This window comes from Wolbachia endosymbiont (group B) of Melanostoma mellinum (assembly GCF_947251465.1).
GTDB lineage: Bacteria > Pseudomonadota > Alphaproteobacteria > Rickettsiales > Anaplasmataceae > Wolbachia.
The window spans coordinates 342,637-360,851 of the sequence record NZ_OX366366.1; the positions used below are offsets into that span (position 1 = coordinate 342,637).

Sequence of the window (18,215 nt, forward strand, 5' to 3'; positions counted from 1 at the left end):
TATACTCTATTGAATGGTTCAGCATTAGGCTAGAAAATCAAAAAGGTTTTACAATAACCATAATAACTATAATTATTATTAACACTGTTACTGCTTCGTTTAAAACACGAAAATAAACGTGAGTTTTCTTATTCAAGCCCACTACAAAATTTTTCCTATGCTTTGCAAGTAGGACATGAATAGCAAACATTAAGAATAATGCTAGCGCTTTTACATGAAACCACCCTTCGTGATATGGTTCCCTAATAATCATTAGCATAATTCCAAAACTAAGGGAGAAAAGCATTGCAGGGTTTATGATATATCTAAGGAGTCTCTTCTCCATTATTTGAAGTAAGCTGTCATTTTCTGACCCTGGTTTTACAGATGCATGGTAAACATAAAGCCTTGGCAAATAGAGCATACCTGCAACCCACATAATTACAGAGATAACGTGAAAAGCTTCAAGCCAGTGATAGTAGTCCATATAGATAGTATTATAAAATGTTAAAAATTTCTGGTATGATCTCAATTTAATAAAAGAAAGTCAATATGAAAGCAGAAAATTTCACTAAAGAACAGGTGATTGGATTCTACAGAAAAATGCTTCTCATACGCAGATTTGAGGAAAAAGCAGGACAATTATACGGAATGGGATTAATAGGCGGATTCTGTCACTTATCAATAGGGCAAGAAGCAGTTGCAGTTGGGACTCAAGCTGCATCAAAATCTGGTGATGCTTTTATCACAAGCTATAGAGACCATGGCTTAATGCTTGCATGTAATTCTGATCCGAATGTTGTGATGGCAGAACTAACCGGCAAAGAAACAGGGTGTTCAAAAGGCAAAGGTGGCTCCATGCACATATTTGATGTTGAAAAAAATTTCTTTGGTGGACATGGAATAGTAGGTGCACAAGTCCCAATTGGCACAGGAATAGCATTTGCTAATAAATACAAGAAAAAAGATAACGTTGTATTCACATATTTTGGTGACGGTGCTGCAAATCAAGGACAAGTATATGAATCATTTAATATGGCATCTTTGTGGAAGTTACCTGTGGTTTATATCATAGAAAATAACGAATACGCAATGGGAACTTCTGTACAAAGATCAACTTTAGTAACTGAACTATATAAAAGAGGAGAGAGTTTTGGTATTCCTGGAAAACAAGTTGATGGAATGGATTTTTTCTCTGTCTATGAGTTAACAAGTGAAATAGCTGAGCACGTACGTGGGGGAAAAGGACCTATCTTGCTTGAAATGAAAACATATCGATATCGTGGTCATTCGATGTCAGATCCTGCTACTTATCGCTCAAAAGAAGAAGTTGAAGATATGAAGCAAAATCATGATCCTATAAGCACCCTAAAGCAGTATATAACAGACAATAAAATCGCTTCTGATGAAGAATGCAAAGCTATTGATAAGGAAATACGAGATTTAGTAAAAAAGTCAGAAGATTTTGCTAAAAATAGTAAAGAGCCAGGCATTGATGAACTATATACTGATGTTTATAAATTTGTTAGCTAATCAGTTGCCATCAAAATTATGTTTTGGCCTACTATAGATATTTTTTGGCAGCACTTAACTTTATTATATAACAGCCTAGTCAATAGAAACTGTAGTAACTCTTATATTATTGATATACACCGCTCTTGGATCATAGGTTAAATGAGTTTTATTTGACTTTTTGTGCTAGTTTGCAGAATATAAAGTTATTAATTGAATAAAATACATGACAAAAGAAAACTGGGAGACAGTAATTGGACTTGAGGTACACGCTCAGGTTTCTTCTAAGACAAAGCTATTTTCTAGTTCACTAACGGAATTTGGCACTGAGCACAATACTCAAGTTTCTCTAGTTGATGCAGCAATGCCAGGTACATTGCCAATATTAAATTATTTCTGCATAGAGCAAGCAATATGTACCGGTCTTGCACTTTCTGCAGAAATTAATAAGTGCTCTTACTTTGATCGTAAAAATTATTTTTATCCCGATTTACCGCAAGGTTACCAGATAACCCAGTTTTTTGAGCCAATAGTTAAAAATGGTAGAGTATTTATCAACGACAATGAAAAGGAAATAAGAATCGCGAGAATTCATTTAGAGCAAGACGCAGGAAAGAGTATTCATGAAGAAAGCAAAACTTACATAGATTTAAATCGTGCAGGTGTTGCTTTAATGGAAATTGTTTCAGAGCCAGATCTTCGTTCATCTGCAGAAGCTGCAGAATTCATGAAAAAATTGAGGCAGATTTTGCGTTACATCGGTTCATGTGATGGTGATATGGAAAAGGGGTCACTTCGCTGTGATGCAAATGTTTCTGTTCGCCCAAAGGGCAGTAGCACATTTGGCACTCGTTGTGAAATAAAAAACTTAAATTCAATACGTTATATTGTACAAGCTATAGATTATGAAGCACAAAGGCAGATCAAAATTTTGGAAAGCGGAGGAGAAATAAGTCAAGATACCTTATTGTTTGATGTCACTTTAGGAAAAACAAAAGTGATGAGAAGCAAAGAAGATTCAAGTGACTATAGATATTTCCCTGAACCTGATTTGCTACCTGTTGAAATAAGCCAAGACAAAATTGATTCTATTAAATCATCTTTACCCGAGTTGCCAGATCAAAAAAAACTTCGATACATAGAGGAATTAGGTATCAATGAATATGATGCAGACGTTATCACTTCTGATAAAGAAATTGCCGATTATTTTGAAAAATTAGCAAAAAAGCATGATTCAAAGATTGCAGTTACCTGGTTAACCGTCGAGCTTTTCGGTCGTTTAAATAAAACAAATATTGATATTGTTAGCTCTCCAATTAAAGCAGATGCTTTATCCGAGCTCCTCGACTTTATCGTCGATGGAACGATCTCTGCCAAACTTGGTAAACAAGTTTTTGATATTATGTTTGAAACTGGAAAGCCTGCATCCCTTATTATAGAAGAGCAGGACCTAAAACAAATAACCGATAGAGGTCAAATATCAGAAATTATCGACAAAATCATCAATAGCAATCAAGATAAAGTTCAAGAATACAAAAGCGGTAAAACAAGATTGTATGGTTTCTTTGTTGGTGAAGTCATGAAACTCACCAAAGGAAAAGCCAGCCCCGATGTTGTGAACTTGGTTTTGAGTGAAAGATTAGGACAAAAACAGGGGTAATGTATCTAGAAGATGATTCTAATTGGGGGTTAAAACGCACTTACCATGGTATTCCCTTTCAAGAGTTATTGATCGTAATATCTCTAATGCATGAGATGGATATAACATCTCTCATGTCTAAGATGGGTAAAGAATATTCTTTCTCCATAGACACAGAGTTAGAGTCAGCTCAAGGTTTTGATGACATTTTTGTCCAGAATGAGCAAAATAAAGATATAGTACATAAGTTTATACAAGCTAAGCACAACCAAGATGGAACTAAAAAAATCAGTGTAAGTAGCTTGTTAACAAAAAGTGGTAAGTTTAGTATTTTAAAACTTTTTCTTGCCTATCTAAAAATCAAAAATAATGCAAAGTTTAGTGGTGGAACAAAGCATTTTCTTTTTGCTACGAATATGGATCTTGATTCACCATATTCAATACAACACGAAGTAAGAAATCTAAGAGCAATGTTAAGTGGAGAAAATAAAGGAAAAGAACTTTCATTTGTAAGAATAGACACAAAAGATGAGTTTCTGGATATAGGTGATAGTGCAAAATATAGAATTAGTGATTCAGATGGTAGTATTGCTCAATACTTGAAGCAAAATATGGATTTTATAAAGCGTGAGATAGGTAAGGAAGTCAGCAATAAAGAGATAGAGGACTTTTTAAATGAACTGGTGTTCGTCGTTAACTTACCCCATGAAGCTCAGCTAAGAGAATTATTGCTAGGTAAGTTGAGTAGTAGGTTGAACAAAAAGTTTGGCTATATTGGTGACAATCAAATCTTTTGTAATAATCTTCTAAAAAAAATATCAGACTGGGTAAAAGATATAAAAGCGCGTCCTTTTTCGCACAAAGAGGGAGAAGAGCTTTTTCGAGAAGTGGAGCTATGGGCTAGTACTTTAGGTAAGATAGAACAAGGAGTAGAGAGAATAGAAAGAAAGGTTGATGAGATAGGAGAAGTATTAAATAATCAGCAAGCACGTAAAGAACCTATTTGGTTTAATATGAGGTATCCAGTTAAAACGTTTACTGGTAGAAGGAGTGAATTACAAAAGATATACAAAGAGTTGCACAAAACTACAAATGAGCAAGCGGAAGTATCACAAATAGTTGTCATTAGCGGTCCTGACGGAGTAGGGAAGAATGGATTGGCTATAGAATATGCTTATAAACGTAAAGAAGATTATGATGGTAACCTTGTACGGATAAATGCAGAAACACCAAAGAATCTTGAAGAGTCGTTTAAAGGATTAGCTAAAAAGCTAAATAAAAGATTACCTGAAGGTTCGAAAATTTCTATTACAGAAGAAGACACTGAACAAGAAAAGGGAATCAGGTCTGTTATTAAAGACGTATATAGGTATTTCGAAGATATAAAAAGTCTTTTTATTTTCGATAATGCAAGAGAATATAAATACATTAGAAAGTTTTTACCTTCATCTTTACACCCTAGACATAAAAAACCTTATGTTTTAATTACTTCTCATGATCAAAAATGGGATTCGGTAGAAGAAGGAGATATAAAAGTAATACGGTTAAATGAATTTTGTAAAACAGAAGCTTGCGAGTTTGTTAAAAAAGCTTTGAACATAGAGGACAATTTACAGGATCAGGAAATAGAAGAATTAACAGAAAAGCTGCAGTATGTTCCCTTGGCTTTAAAACAAGCAACCGTATATATTTGCAACAAAAATAAAAAATCAAAGTTGAGAGGTTATGGAAGATTTGAGGTAAGTGATTACTTAAAGGAGTTCCAACAACATACAAGAAAGTCACTTAAAGAAGGAGATTGTGAAGGCGAAGATCGTTATACTGAAGCAGTTTCAATAACTTGTAATACTACGATGACACATATACAAAAAGAATATGGCTGTGAAGCGTTGAATATTCTGGAAACAATGGCTTATCTTGCTCCTGACAAGATTCATATAGAAGAAGTCTTTTCAAAGTTAATAGCAGAGGATAAGGAAAAGTTATGGAAGGCTGTTGAGCTACTCGATAGATATTCAATGATTGACTTGAAAGAGGAAGTGGCAAGTATTCACAGAGTAGTGCAGGGAATAACTAGATTAAAATTACAAAAGGAGGGCCAAGAAGAGGAAGTTCTAAGGAAAGCTTTGGAATTGATAAACAGTGGTGGTTTAGCACAAGGTAGTATGAGCCATATTGCATTTGTATGGGGATACGCAAGTACATACGGTAAGTTGATTGATAACTTTTACTTTAACTCATTTTATGTATATGGAGGAACACTGTTTATAAGGAAAAGCACCCCTTTGCACTTGCTTGCTGAAAGTGGTGATTGTAAAGCAATTAGTGCAATAATAACACATATAGAAAAATATTACCCAGGTGAATTGGTAAAAATTGTTAATGTTAAGGACAATCACGGTCAAACTTTGTTGCATATTGCTGCTAAGAGTGGAAATTTGAATGTAATGAAATGTCTAGTCAATAAAGGTGCTAGCACTAATACTAAAGATAAATATGATAATACTCCATTGCATTCAGCTGCTTACGCTGGGGAATTGGATATAGTAAAATACCTGATTATTAAAAATAATAACATTAATGCTAAAGGCGAATATGGCAGGACTCCATTACACATTGCTGCTATAAATGGAGATCTAGATATGGTGGAATATCTAATCAAAAGGTATGCTAATATTGACGCTAAAGACAATTGTGGTATGACTCCATTACATTTAGCTGCTGACGTTGGGGAATTGGGTATAGTGGAACACCTAATTAATGAGGATGCTTATGTTGATGCTAGGGACGAACACTACAGAACCCCATTATTTTTTGCTGCTGAGAATGGAAAATTAAATGTAGTGAAGTGCCTAATTGAAAAAGGTGCTAATGTTAATGCCAAGAATGAATATGGCGAAACAGCGTTACACCGCGTTGTCTATAAAGCCACTTTCAGTGGAGACTTAAGAATAGTGGAGTTTCTAATCAATAAAGGTGCTAATGTTAATGCTAGAGATAGAAATAGTAGAACTCTATTACACTACTCTGCTTTATCTGGAAGCTGCAATATTGCAGAATGCCTTATTCGAGAAGGTGCTAATATTAATGCTAAGGATAAAGATGGCAACACTGCACTACACTTGGCTGTTATTAGGCAAAAGGTTGATATAACGAGGACGCTACTAAAACACAATGCAAACGTTAACGCTAGAAATAATTTAGGGAATACAGTACTGGACTGTGCAGTTGATAACTGCCAAGAACTTGTGGAGTTGCTTTTAACCCATGATGAAAGTGTTGAAGTAGCTTAAGAGAAAATTATTTATCTGTTTATTTTAACGTCCCAAAAATGTTTAACAAAAGTGTGTCAAACTGAATTTTTAGTTTAACTCAATTTTCAATAGATTTCTTGCATAAACAGGTGTCATCCCAGCTGGAACCCAATATCTGGATGGCTTTGTTGCATAGCTAGTGTTGGTTGAGGTTATTGTAAGAAGAAAAGCTTTTTAATATATGGCTACTAACGCATTTTGTTGTAAAATAGGCATTTTTCAAACAAGTACAACTTATGCCACAAAAAATGAGAGTAAGTAACCAAAGAGAATATAACGAGTTTCTCAAAAAAAGAGGAAATGTTTTTCATTTTGTTAATCAAGCCATAGAAAATTGGTATGAAAATAGTCCAAAAGTTGCAGGTGGCAATAACACTTATAGTGATAAAGTTGTAATTTTAATACACATAATAGTTCATCTTTTTAGAATTGGCTTGAGACAAGCTGTAGGTTTTGTAAAAGGTTATATGGTACAAATAGGCAAAAAACTTAAGATTATCAGCTATACACAAGCTTCCAGAAGATTTAAAAAGCTTAATTTGAAGATTGATGACCATAGAAGCAATAAAGATGATCTGGAAAATGTTGAAATTGCCGTAGATAGCACTAGAGTTAGTATCTACAATAATAACGGTGGGCATAGTAAGCTTAATATTCGAAAAAGAAAATACAGTGGTTATGGTCAAGTAAGAAAATTACATGTTGTTTTAAACATAAATGATAAGAAAGCAATAAGCATCTAGTGGTGTTGCTGTAGACTATTTGCCGGTCTGCGATATGTTAGAAGAAGTCAGTGATAAATATAACATTTGTTCTATTCGAGCAGATGCGGCTTATGATATAAAAAGTGTGTATAAAGAATGCAGAAAATACAATATTGTGCCTATTATTCGCCCTAGGAAGGATACTAAAATTTGTTTAGCTGACTACTTATCAGAAAGAAACAAGTATATTAGTAGAATTAGGTCATATGAGAATTATGAAGATGGTATTAATGAATGGAAGAAAAAAGTTAAGTATGGAGCACGGTCTTATATTGAAGGTATCCGTTCAGAGGTGTGGCAAGGATAAAAAACAATTGACATAATATATTAAAGTAGTAATAACACAAAATGTTGATAGTAAAGTAAGGCTAGATGCTTCAATTGTTGATCAGTATTGTAGAGTTATGTAAAAACTTAGAGCAGAAAGTAGCAAAGCTTGAAGAAAAAAATAAAATCTTAGAAATAGAGAATGCTGAACTAAGAGAGAGACTCGGCTTAAACTCAAGGAATTCATCTTTACCAAGTTCAAAAGAGCTGTACAAAATAAAAAAAGACACACCAGAAGATAAGTCAGAGGGCGGCAGGAAGATAGGTGGTCAAGTTGGACATAAGGGGAATTGCCGAGCTAAAATGGAAGCAGATGAGGTGGTGAAGGTAGAGTTACCAAATAGATGCGAGTGTGGTGAAGAAATCGCAATATCGGAAAAACCATATGTCTATCAAAAAGTTGATTTACCAGAAATTAAGCCTTACGTAGTTGAGTATCAATTAGAACATGGTCGCTGTCGTAAATGCGGAAAAAGAAGGAGTAGCAAATTACCAGAAGGAGTTACACCGGATACCTTTGGTCCTAGAGTTAAGTCAGTAGTTGCATCACTAAGTGGGTTTTATAAGAATTCAAAGCGAGAAATAGCGAATATTATGAAAGACATCTTTAACATGAGTATAAGTGTTGGTAGTGTGTCCAATAGTGAAGCAAGGGTTTCGTCAAAATGTAAAGAAGCCTATGAACAAATAGAGGAAGAAATAAAAGCAAGCGAAATTTTGCATATTGATGAAACCAGTCACTACAACAAAGGCAAATTGGGATGGTGCTGGATGTTTGCCAACAATAAAGCAAGTCTTATGAAGTTAGCAGATACAAGAGGAATGAAATTTTTAAAGAATAGTGCATTTTGTGATTACAAAAACCTGGTAATTACTGACAGATATGCAGTTTACAACCACTTCAGTGATGAAAAACGACAAATTTGTTGGGCTCACTTATTGAGAAATTTCGAGAGGTTATCTCATAGTTGGAATAGTGAAGTAATGAGACTTGGCCATTGTTTAAAAGACGCAGCTAATGGATTGTTTGTATTAAAAAACGCTTTGTCAGAAAATGAAATTAGTATTTCAAAGTTCACTAAGCAAGCTAAAGAATTACGAAGATACATACAGTACTGCATGATAAAAATATCTTATATACTTGAAGCAAAAGGAGCTTCACGAACGGTAAAGGGTATTATAAAATCCGAGTCAATGATGTGGACATTTTTGGATGACCCAGAGAATATTCCATTAACGAATAACCATGTTGAGCGACAGATACGGCATTATGTTGTCTATCGTAAGAATTCATATTTTGCACAGTCAGAGCGAGGGAATAGATTTCTTGAGCGGATAATTTCGTTGTATCTGACTTGGAAACAAAAGGAATTAAACCCTTTTCAAAACCTGCTAGCTGTTGTTTCTTAAACCACACCTCTGAACGGATACTATTGAAGTCTTTTTCTATAGGTTGAAGCAAATATTTGGGTTTGGCTTGAAAAATAAATCAGAGGTAAATCGTGAAAAAGAGCTGTTAATTAAGTGCTACTTATTGAACAAATTTACTGATATAGGTATGGCTGAATTTAAATTAGCTGCGTAAATTCACTGTGATTTACATGCCTATCAGTGCTATGCAACAAAGCCTATCTGGATTCCAGTGTCACGCGCTGGAATGACATCAACTTTTGAATTCGAGTTATGCAAGAAATCCAACATATTAGGAACGACAATATCAGGTTGAGATGTAGTTCATATGTAAAGGTAACCTCTACTTTTCCTCAGCTTTCTTTCTAGGCTCTGTAAACAAAATTTTAAAGAAGCCATATAGTGTAGCTAGAGACATTTTTAGTCAACTGAGTAATTTTGTTCCTCTAGCCTGAGGTCAAAATAAATTTGAATGGGTTTCCCAGTACGTCAACAAGTGCATGAACTTTAGTCGCAAATCCCCGTCCTCAATTAATTTGACCTGCTAACATTTTGTACACAGAGCCTAGCTCTTTTGCTATTTGCTTGACTTGTTTCTTTACATAGCTTCTAATTTAAATTCTGCTGTCTATTCTCTTTCATTCACAACCTTTTGCAAAACGTTTTGCTTTCTCTCTGCTGGTCACTATTGCTTATATAAAGCAAGTACAGTACTGAATGATGTTGCAAGCACTCAGTTCGGCAATACTATCGATTTAAGACGAAGTTAAGATTTCGATTTTTTATTCAAACTCTTCTGAAAGTTTTTATACATATTGAAGACATCTTGATAATTTAGGTGAGTGTAAACTTGAGTAGTTTCAAGGCTTGAGTGGCCAAGCAGCTGTTGTATTGATCTTATGTCAATATCTTCCTGAAGCAAATGAGTAGCAAAACTATGGCGAAATGCATGTGGAGATAAAATTTCTGGTAAGTTTAAAAATCTTCTTATTTTTTGCAAACGATTAGCAACATAAGTTCTTCCCAATTTTTTTCCTCTTACCCCGACAAAAAGATGTCCCGCTTCGTCAAAGTGGGGACAAGCTTTTATATATTTTTGTATACACTTTTTTACTACTGGAAGAATAAATACCTGCCTTTGTTTATCTCCCTTACCTGTTACTATTAAACTTTCATTGCTAATATCACTAACCTTAAGATTCAGTGCTTCAGTGATTCTTAAGCCCGTACCATATAGCAGAACGACAATTGCAATTTCTCTTTTTACCACCCAAGGCTCGCCTAGATCAGGCAATTTCATTTCTTTCAATAGAGTTTCTATGTTAGATATTGAAAGTGCTTTAGGTAGAGTTCTTCTCTGAATTGGCCTTGATAAAGAAAATACCGCTTCATTATTTATTTCATAATTGTTTTTTATATATTTGAAAAAATTTCTGATTACTGACAATGCGCGAGTGTTAGATCTCGCATTTACACCTCTTGCATAACGAGAGGTAAACCAACTTCTCAGTTCAGGTATGCTTAATTTTTCTAAAGAGCCAACATTTACTTCTTCACCAATGTGAGTATTTAGGAAACTTATAAGATCTTTGAGGTCCCTCATGTATGACTCCAAAGTGTTTGGTGAGTAAGACCTGTTGTACTTTAGCCAATCATACCATTTTTCAATGATTGAACCGAGGTCCACAGTTACTTTTTAAAGAAAGCATCGATGCACGCATCCCTAAAGGCTTCATTTATATCAGGATGAGAGTGACAAATTCTGTATATATCCTCTGCTGCTGCACCATATGCCATTGCAACCGCTGCTTCATTGATTAGCGTATCAGCGTATGCTCCTATGATATGTACACCGAGTATTGTATCTGCTTTGCTACAAGTCAGAACTTTCACGAATCCCTCAGCATCGTCAGTGACTTTTGCTCTACCGTTTGCAGCAAATTGACATTTACCAACTTTATACTTTCGACCAGCACTTTTTAGTTCTTCTTCAGTTTTACCGATTGAAGAAACTGCAGGGTGGGTGTAAATGACTGACGGTATGATTTCATAATCAACGTGAGGCAATTGCCTTGCTAGTATCTCTGCAACTGCCACCCCTTCTTCCTCAGCTTTGTGAGCAAGCATTGCTCCACCAATCACATCACCAATAGCAAATATTCCTTTTACGTTGGTTTCATAACTATTGTTGACTTTAATAAAGCCACGACTGTCTTTTTCTATTTTTTCAAGACCCTCAGAGCATGGTTTGCGTCCTGCTGCCACCAATACCTTATCCGCCTCTATAGTATTTGTTTGATTATCTTTTACAGAGCAAACTTTCACACTCAAAGAGTTACTACTTTGTTTTATTCCCTCAACTTTAGTGCTAAGTAAAAATTTTATTCCTTGTTTTTGTAGACTAGAAAGTAGAGACTTACTTAATTCTCCATCCATTGCTGCAGCGATTCTGTCAAAAAATTCTACTACAGTGACTTCAGACCCTAGCCTCCTCCATACAGAAGACATTTCAAGCCCTATTGCCCCGGCTCCGATTACGACAAGTTTTTTTGGTACTTCAGTTAAAGACAATGCACCAGTTGATGAAATAATACTTTTCTCATCGATATTAATTCCTGGCAAAGAAATAACGTCAGAACCGGTTGCAATTACTATATTTTTTGTCTTCAGCACCTTACCTTCAACTGAAACTTCAAGGTTGCCTTGATCAAAAGAAGTAATTTTTCCAAGTCCATTGATCTTAGTAATTTTGTAAAGGTTAAACAGATATTCTATGCCTTTTCCAAGTTCCTGAACTCTAGCGTCTTTATAGCCTATCATTTCTCTCAAATCGAGACTTACATCCTTAACTTTTATGCCAAGTTTTGATAGATTATTTTTCGCGCTAGCATACTGATAAGAGGAATGGAGTAATGCTTTTGATGGTATACACCCAACTCGCAAACACGTGCCACCAAAAATGCTATTTTTGTCTATACAAGCAACTTTGAGTCCAAGTTTTGCAGCAGCAATAGCGCATTTGTAACCACCTGGACCACCACCTATAATAATCAAATCATAATCAGTCATAAAAAACAAACCTATTTTCTAAAGAATAAACACCATTTCCTTCAGTCGTTATATACATCTTACCATGGGTAAATACTGGAGCATGAAACACATTACCGGGTATTTTAATTACCCTTCCTGTACTTTCAGATCCAGGAAAAGCAAATATTGAACCTTTATTACTTGTTACCCAAAGCGTATGGGCATACATAATTGGAACAAACAATTGCACATTCTCTATAAAATCAGATGTCCAAACTGTTTTTCCACTTTGTATGTCGATGCCAATTACCTTATTATCTTTAGTCACCATGAAAATTCTTCCGCCTTCTTTTTGTTTCTCTGCAGGAATAAGAGGGCTATAATATGACTCAATGTTTGATATACTTTTTACTTGTAGTGGCCTTGACCATAAAATATTTCCTGAGTTTACGTCAATGCTATAAATATAAGAGTTGCTCGTAGCTATTAAGATATTATCGTGTACTCTAGGTGTAGTAGTTACATCTGTAAGCTGTGTGTCTAAAAGATTTGTAGCTAATTTTTGGCTCCATAGTTTTTTACCTTCTTCATTAAAAGCTATTAACTCGCCATTTGAAAATGGTGCCATTATTTTATCATTAGAGACTGCTGGTGAGATGGAATATAAACCTCGAACCTCATTTATACCATTTTGATAAGCCCAAATGGGGCTGCCATCTTTTACATCAAATACATGTAGATAGTTATCAATAGTCAATACTACCAACTTATTGTTTATTACTATTGCTTTCCCTCTTGCCGGAGCTCTTAATTCTTTTTCCCATTGAATCTCCCCTGTTTTCGCATCTATTGTGTGTAGAATGTTATCCACTACAAAGAAAACATTTTCTTTGTAGCTCGATAAACTCATATTACCAATTTTTTTCCTACTTGAGAGGTATAATTTCCAATTTATAACTCTTGGGTTATCGATATCAAAGGAATATAAGGTACCGTGCTTGTCTGGTAAAATAACGCTATTTTCTGTAAGTATTGGAGCTACATATCCTTGAGATAATTTTTTATCTACTAAACTTATTCGTTCGCTTGCCATTGTATAGTTACTATACAATAACATTATCATGACAATTATTATTTTCATTATTTAGTGAAAACAAGATTTATTAATATACATACTAGAAACGTAAATCACAACGAAAATGTTCTTAATTGTGGATCAAAAGCATTAACGTAATGTCATGCCATTATGTAAAGATTCTCTTACTGTAATAATTTTTATCAAGTATTGATTAAAACACATTTCGATAGCCCAGACTAACGCTGTCAGTAATATTACCATAATATGAAATGGAAATGGACGCAGCATTTTCACGATGAAAGATATTGTTGTAATGTCATTCATTTAAACTATGCATATCAATTTGAAAAATGTACATTGTCTTATGCTATAGTACCTAAAAGTAAATGCTCAACATACAAAATAACGCTTCACTTTGCAGGCAATGGATATTCTTGGCAGTACTTGCTCTTGCTTGTTCTGGACTGCTGTCAATAATTGTTATTTTTCTACGATTGCCTTTTATTTCTTCCCTCATTCCTTCTGCACAATATATCTTTGATAATGCACTGGTGATACACGTAAATTTGTCAATTTTGGTATGGATGTGCTCTATAATATCTCTGCTCTTCATCATAAACTTAAAAAACACCAATCATTGGTTTAACTTCTCATGGATTCTCTCAATCCTTTCCATGCTGCTAATGTTTATATCTGCATTTGTTCCAAATACTGAAGTTATCAAAAGTAACTATATACCTGTATTACAAAACAAATTATTTTTACTTGGACTCAGTCTTTTCATTACCAGCATATTGATAAATACAGCTCTAGCCTACATATCAAATAAACAAGACTCATATCTTTCAATCGGACAAATTGGCCTGGTCATTATACTTGTGTCATCATTTCTTTGTGTTGTTTTAGCACATAAAAATACGCCTCCAGGTCTATATCACTCAGACAAGAATTTATTTTATGAATATCTCTTTTGGGGAGGCGGACATTTACTGCAGTTTGCCTTTGCTCAAGCAATGTTTTTAGTTTATTTGATCATACTGAATGCTCGCTATATTAGTCTAAATAAAATTACCATTTTACCACTATTTATAAACACAGTTTTGACCGTAGGTGCGACGTTTATATACTTTATTTATTCGGCGGATAGTGCTGAATTGATACAGTTTTTTACCTGGCATATGAGAATTGCTGGAGCAGTTCTGCCGTGCTTTTTAACAATATTAGTATATTGCAACATAAAAACTCTGCTCAATGATAAGGGCAATTATCTTCTCCACTCGTTTGTATTGTTCATTTATGGAGGTGTGCTTGGAGTGCTAACTATTGAAGGAAATGTCACTATCCCTGCGCATTATCACGGTTCTGTGGTTGGTATTACTATAGCTTTTATGAATTTTGTCTACTGGCTGTTACCAAAATTGGGCTGTAAAGAAATAAAAAGCTCCATAGTAAGATTACAGATTTATGCATATAGCTTGGGACATTTTCTCCACATTACTGGACTTGTTTGGCTTGGTGGATATGGTGCATTAAGAAAAGTTGCAGATCTGCCAAGTATTTCATCAATGTTGGCACGTGCTTGTTTTATTACGGGTGGAGCTATATCAGTTATTGGTGGAATGTTATTCGTAATAATTGTGATTTTACATCTTCTTAAAGGCAAGGCTCGTACCAACTAACCCACAGAAACAAAACTAAAAATTTTAGTGTAAAATTACTATATTTACTTTGTACTATGGCTCAAACAACCTGCTTCAAATTTGGAAAGGCAGTGAAATGAAAAAAACTATATCAAGCTAGACTGAATTCTTATTTGCTACTCCTTGTGGTTCTTGTGTTCCATTTACTTGAGAGCTAGGTTTCATTATTAAACCACCAGCTAAGAATGCAGATACTGTTGCTATAACAACGATTAACCACATGTCCAATTTAGTTGTATGTTCAAGTGTAATATACACTACTAACCCAACAGCAAGACCAGTACTAGCAGTAGCGATGTATGTTGCTTTTTCTTTTAGTTGTTTATTTGCTTCATTTTTGACTTCTAATATTTTCTTTTCTTGCTGTGAATGCTGGATTTGAGTATTTAGTTTATTTTTTTCAGCTTTTAATTCTATATTTTCGTTCTGAGCTGTCTTCCTTGCATATTCTAAGGATCTATTTAACCGTTCAGCTCTATCCTTTTTAGTTTGTAAGTCTTTATTTTCCTTCTCTAGCTGCTCAAGTTTATTTATTTTTTGCTTCATTTCACTTTTCATTTCATTTTTTAGTTCATTTCTTATTTTATCTTTTAATGTAGCTACTGCTTCTTCTGGGCTTTTTTTACCTTTTAACTCCAGCACGTCTTCAAGCAATTCTGCTAGATCTATTTTTGCTGGGTGGGGCACATAATATGGGTGAGTTAAAATATCTCTAATCTCTTTTAAGTTGTGAAAGTTAAGCATAATAAACCTCAATACTAAAAATTTATTATGTAATACATTAAAAATTATAAGATCAAGAAGAATTTGTATCATAAATTAAAACGGTAGACATTAAAATTGCTGTATTCGCTCAATTGTGATAACTTAAAGCTTAAAACTGAGAAATATTTATGTTAGAAGAAAAATATAGTTTTAGAGAAATTGAAGACAAATACACCGTATTATGGGAAGGTAGCAAGGTTTATAAATGGAATGGTGAAAAGGATAATACTTTCACTATAGATACGCCTCCACCAACGATATCGGGAAAGTTGCACATTGGCCATATATTTAGCTATTGCCATACGGACTTTATTGCAAGGTTTCAACGTATGCTGGGGAAAGATGTGTTTTATCCAATTGGTTTTGATGATAATGGCCTTCCGACTGAAAGGTTAGTTGAGCAAACCTATAAAGTTAGTGCAAAAGAAGTTGGCAGAGAAAAATTTATAGAGATGTGCCATGAAGTTATTGAGAAGTCAAAGCAAGAATTCAAGGAGTTATTTAAATCGGTCGGCATTAGTTATGATTGGAGTTTGGAATATCACACGATCAGCAAGGAAGCTGTGGCACTTTCTCAAACGTCGTTTGTTGATCTATATAACAAAGGGTATATATATAGGAAAATGCAACCTATTCTTTGGGACCCAGTTGATAAAACCGCAATTGCGCAAGCGGAAATAGAGGATAAAGTCTTTGAGTCATCTTTGAACACGATAGTTTTTTCCACTGAAAAAAATGAGCAGATTCATATTGCAACTACGCGACCTGAGTTACTTCCTGCATGTGTTGCAGTTTTTTGTCATCCAGAAGATGCACGATATGCCCATCTGATTGGAAAAATAGCCGTAGTGCCAATTACAGAGGCAAAAGTTCCAATAATAGCTGATGATAAGGTCAAAATAGATAAAGGCACTGGGCTTGTTATGTGCTGTACATTCGGTGATGAGCTCGACATATATTGGCAGCAAAAGCATAATCTGCCGGTGACAATTATAATTGATCAGGATGGAAGGATGAATCTGCATGCAGTGTGTGATCAAAAATGGATCCCAGTGTCACGCACTGGGATGACAGGGGAGAAAGATGCCCATTATCAAGCTACTCAGGTGACAGAGGAGACACATGCCGGTGTCATCCGAGTAGCTGACACTGGGATCCATGGACTAAAAGTTAAAGAAGCAAGAAAGAGGATCATTGAAATCCTCAGTGGAAAAGGACTTTTAATAGAAAGCACTAGCATTTCTCATTCTGTTAAATGTGCTGAAAGATCTGGTGCGCCGCTTGAAATATTACCTACTTATCAATGGTTTGTCAAGACTTTAGAGCAAAAAACTCAAGTATTAGATAAAGTGAGTAAATGTAATTGGCATCCAGAATCTATGCGTAAACGTATGGAGGTGTGGATAGAAGGGCTAAGTTGGGATTGGTGCATCTCAAGACAGCGTTATTTTGGTGTACCATTTCCAGTTTGGTATTCAAAACGTAAGGGAGAAGAAGGCAAAATCATTCTAGCTGAAGTAAAGGATTTACCTGTAGATCCACTCAAAGATTTGCCGAAAGGGTATATTAAAGAAGAAGTTACTCCAGATCAAGATGTGATGGATACTTGGGCAACAAGTGCGATCACTCCTCAATTAAGTGCACTGGCAGTAAACAGTGAGCTCGGTTTACCAAGCCATCGGTATGATAAGATATTTCCTGCAGATCTGCGCAGCCAAAGCCATGAGATAATAAGAACTTGGGCTTTTTATACGATTTTGAAGGCACATTATCATGCAGATTCACTGCCGTGGAAAAATATCATGATTAGTGGTTGGTGTTTGGCTGATGATAAAAAAAAGATGAGTAAATCAAAAGGTAATATCATCACTCCTCATGTAATGCTTGAAACCTATGGAGCTGACGTAGTACGCTATTGGGCAGCAAACTCAAGACTTGGAGTTGACACAGTCTACTCTGAAAATATCTTCAAAATTGGCAAACGACTTGTTACGAAACTTTGGAATGCTAGCAAATTTGTTTCCATGTTTATGGAAAAACATCAAGCATTGAGCATAAATTCTATCAGTGAGACGATGGATAAGTGGATATTGTCCAAATTATATAAAGTGATAGAAAAAACGACGAACAACCTATTACAGTTTGAATACTGCGAAGCTTTGAGCGCAATAGAAGAATTTTTTTGGAAAGATTTTTGTGATAATTACTTAGAGTTAGTTAAAAAACGTGCATATGGAGATGCATTGGACAGCGAGGCAAACATGAGTGCGAAACAGAGTTTGGCATATGTACTAAATATTATTTTGCGGTTATTTGCACCATTTTTGCCATATATTACAGAGGAAATATATCATCAGTTGTATAGTTATAACTCTGTTCACAATAAAAGTAATTGGCCTAACAAGGAAGAACTTATCTATGATAAGTATTCTGAGGAAATGGGAGATAATTTCGTGCAGATATTAAACCTTGTGAGAAAAATAAAAGCAGATAATAACGTATCAGTTAAGCATCTTATACAAAAGTTGATGATAAAAGCGAGTGTAAAAGAGGATGAGTTAAATTATTCTGCTCAGCATGATTTGCAGTCAGTTTGCAATGCTGAAGTGATAGAATGGGTTGAGAGTACAGAAGCAGAGCTTATAACTGAGAATGGAAAATTTACTGTAAGTTTATTGATTGATGTAACTTAGCATT

Annotated in this window: 15 protein-coding genes and 1 pseudogene; 9 read left to right on the forward strand and 7 right to left on the reverse strand. The window is 34.8% G+C overall.

Annotated elements, in window-relative coordinates; translation table 11 throughout:
- Nucleotides 1-37: 37 nt before the first annotated feature.
- The gene (hemJ, locus tag OPR42_RS01485; protein ID WP_006013861.1) at nucleotides 38-466 is read right to left on the reverse strand and encodes a protoporphyrinogen oxidase HemJ; all 429 of its coding nucleotides are present in this window, start codon (nucleotides 464-466) and stop codon (nucleotides 38-40) included.
- 65 nt (nucleotides 467-531) lie between these two features.
- Here hemJ and pdhA point away from each other — a divergent pair, with 65 nt between their 5' ends.
- The 7 genes and pseudogenes from pdhA to OPR42_RS01520 form a co-directional block, all read left to right on the forward strand.
- Nucleotides 532-1,512 (forward strand): pyruvate dehydrogenase (acetyl-transferring) E1 component subunit alpha, encoded by a 981-nt coding sequence (gene pdhA / locus OPR42_RS01490; protein ID WP_108784629.1) that lies wholly within the window; start codon nucleotides 532-534, stop codon nucleotides 1,510-1,512.
- 205 nt (nucleotides 1,513-1,717) lie between these two features.
- The gene (gatB, locus tag OPR42_RS01495) at nucleotides 1,718-3,151 is read left to right on the forward strand and encodes an Asp-tRNA(Asn)/Glu-tRNA(Gln) amidotransferase subunit GatB (RefSeq protein ID WP_265041592.1); all 1,434 of its coding nucleotides are present in this window, start codon (nucleotides 1,718-1,720) and stop codon (nucleotides 3,149-3,151) included.
- Nucleotides 3,151-6,423: an ankyrin repeat domain-containing protein gene (locus OPR42_RS01500; RefSeq protein ID WP_265041594.1), complete on the forward strand. Its 3,273-nt coding sequence runs from the start codon at nucleotides 3,151-3,153 to the stop codon at nucleotides 6,421-6,423. The genes gatB and OPR42_RS01500 overlap by 1 nt, the downstream gene beginning before the upstream one ends.
- 257 nt (nucleotides 6,424-6,680) lie before the next feature.
- Nucleotides 6,681-7,187, forward strand: coding sequence for a transposase (locus OPR42_RS01505; RefSeq protein WP_265041595.1), 507 nt, complete (start codon nucleotides 6,681-6,683; stop codon nucleotides 7,185-7,187).
- A gap of 34 nt (nucleotides 7,188-7,221) precedes the next feature.
- Nucleotides 7,222-7,515, forward strand: a complete 294-nt coding sequence (locus tag OPR42_RS01510) for a transposase (RefSeq protein ID WP_265041597.1) — start codon at nucleotides 7,222-7,224, stop codon at nucleotides 7,513-7,515.
- A gap of 77 nt (nucleotides 7,516-7,592) precedes the next feature.
- On the forward strand, nucleotides 7,593-8,945 hold the full coding sequence (tnpC, locus tag OPR42_RS01515; RefSeq protein ID WP_264330462.1) for an IS66 family transposase: 1,353 nt from the start codon (nucleotides 7,593-7,595) through the stop codon (nucleotides 8,943-8,945).
- 22 nt (nucleotides 8,946-8,967) lie between these two features.
- Nucleotides 8,968-9,120, forward strand: a pseudogene (locus OPR42_RS01520) (IS5 family transposase); the annotation flags it as partial.
- A 591-nt stretch (nucleotides 9,121-9,711) separates the two neighbouring features.
- Here OPR42_RS01520 and OPR42_RS01525 read toward each other — a convergent pair.
- The 5 genes from OPR42_RS01525 to OPR42_RS01545 all read right to left on the reverse strand — a co-directional run bounded on the left by OPR42_RS01525 (nucleotide 9,712) and on the right by OPR42_RS01545 (nucleotide 13,570).
- Entirely contained in the window at nucleotides 9,712-10,632 is a 921-nt protein-coding gene (locus OPR42_RS01525) for a tyrosine-type recombinase/integrase (RefSeq protein WP_010401376.1), read from the reverse strand.
- A 2-nt stretch (nucleotides 10,633-10,634) separates the two neighbouring features.
- On the reverse strand, nucleotides 10,635-12,014 hold the full coding sequence (gene lpdA, locus OPR42_RS01530) for a dihydrolipoyl dehydrogenase (RefSeq protein WP_010401379.1): 1,380 nt from the start codon (nucleotides 12,012-12,014) through the stop codon (nucleotides 10,635-10,637).
- On the reverse strand, nucleotides 12,007-13,116 hold the full coding sequence (locus OPR42_RS01535) for an outer membrane protein assembly factor BamB family protein (RefSeq protein WP_265041599.1): 1,110 nt from the start codon (nucleotides 13,114-13,116) through the stop codon (nucleotides 12,007-12,009). The genes lpdA and OPR42_RS01535 overlap by 8 nt, the downstream gene beginning before the upstream one ends.
- Before the next feature lie 84 nt (nucleotides 13,117-13,200).
- Nucleotides 13,201-13,341, reverse strand: a complete 141-nt coding sequence (locus OPR42_RS01540; protein ID WP_264707757.1) for a hypothetical protein — start codon at nucleotides 13,339-13,341, stop codon at nucleotides 13,201-13,203.
- Between the two features lie 88 nt (nucleotides 13,342-13,429).
- Complete coding sequence (locus tag OPR42_RS01545) at nucleotides 13,430-13,570, reverse strand: hypothetical protein (protein WP_237398596.1); 141 nt, start codon at nucleotides 13,568-13,570, stop codon at nucleotides 13,430-13,432.
- Here OPR42_RS01545 and OPR42_RS01550 point away from each other — a divergent pair.
- Nucleotides 13,530-14,732 carry a cbb3-type cytochrome c oxidase subunit I gene (locus OPR42_RS01550; protein ID WP_265042351.1) on the forward strand — a complete coding sequence of 401 codons (1,203 nt, stop codon included), beginning with the start codon at nucleotides 13,530-13,532 and terminating at the stop codon, nucleotides 14,730-14,732. The two genes, OPR42_RS01545 and OPR42_RS01550, sit on opposite strands and share 41 nt — an antisense overlap.
- 117 nt (nucleotides 14,733-14,849) lie before the next feature.
- On the opposite strand, the gene OPR42_RS01555 is transcribed toward OPR42_RS01550, so the two are convergent.
- Complete coding sequence (locus OPR42_RS01555) at nucleotides 14,850-15,497, reverse strand: coiled-coil domain-containing protein (protein ID WP_265041600.1); 648 nt, start codon at nucleotides 15,495-15,497, stop codon at nucleotides 14,850-14,852.
- A gap of 149 nt (nucleotides 15,498-15,646) precedes the next feature.
- Here OPR42_RS01555 and OPR42_RS01560 point away from each other — a divergent pair, with 149 nt between their 5' ends.
- Nucleotides 15,647-18,211, forward strand: a complete 2,565-nt coding sequence (locus tag OPR42_RS01560) for a valine--tRNA ligase (RefSeq protein ID WP_265041601.1) — start codon at nucleotides 15,647-15,649, stop codon at nucleotides 18,209-18,211.
- The last annotated feature ends 4 nt before the right edge of the window (nucleotides 18,212-18,215 follow it).

What these genes read in the sequence shown, in the direction of transcription:
- OPR42_RS01500 (WP_265041594.1), top strand. Translation starts at nt 3,151, where the DNA reads ATGTATCTAGAAGATGATTCTAATTGGGGGTTAAAACGCACTTACCAT.
- gatB (WP_265041592.1), top strand. Translation starts at nt 1,718, where the DNA reads ATGACAAAAGAAAACTGGGAGACAGTAATTGGACTTGAGGTACACGCT.
- pdhA (WP_108784629.1), top strand. Translation starts at nt 532, where the DNA reads ATGAAAGCAGAAAATTTCACTAAAGAACAGGTGATTGGATTCTACAGA.
- hemJ (WP_006013861.1), bottom strand. Translation starts at nt 466, where the DNA reads ATGGACTACTATCACTGGCTTGAAGCTTTTCACGTTATCTCTGTAATT.
- OPR42_RS01540 (WP_264707757.1), bottom strand. Translation starts at nt 13,341, where the DNA reads ATGCTGCGTCCATTTCCATTTCATATTATGGTAATATTACTGACAGCG.
- OPR42_RS01510 (WP_265041597.1), top strand. Translation starts at nt 7,222, where the DNA reads ATGTTAGAAGAAGTCAGTGATAAATATAACATTTGTTCTATTCGAGCA.
- OPR42_RS01505 (WP_265041595.1), top strand. Translation starts at nt 6,681, where the DNA reads ATGCCACAAAAAATGAGAGTAAGTAACCAAAGAGAATATAACGAGTTT.
- OPR42_RS01555 (WP_265041600.1), bottom strand. Translation starts at nt 15,497, where the DNA reads ATGCTTAACTTTCACAACTTAAAAGAGATTAGAGATATTTTAACTCAC.
- OPR42_RS01545 (WP_237398596.1), bottom strand. Translation starts at nt 13,570, where the DNA reads ATGAGGGAAGAAATAAAAGGCAATCGTAGAAAAATAACAATTATTGAC.
- OPR42_RS01535 (WP_265041599.1), bottom strand. Translation starts at nt 13,116, where the DNA reads ATGAAAATAATAATTGTCATGATAATGTTATTGTATAGTAACTATACA.
- OPR42_RS01560 (WP_265041601.1), top strand. Translation starts at nt 15,647, where the DNA reads ATGTTAGAAGAAAAATATAGTTTTAGAGAAATTGAAGACAAATACACC.
- lpdA (WP_010401379.1), bottom strand. Translation starts at nt 12,014, where the DNA reads ATGACTGATTATGATTTGATTATTATAGGTGGTGGTCCAGGTGGTTAC.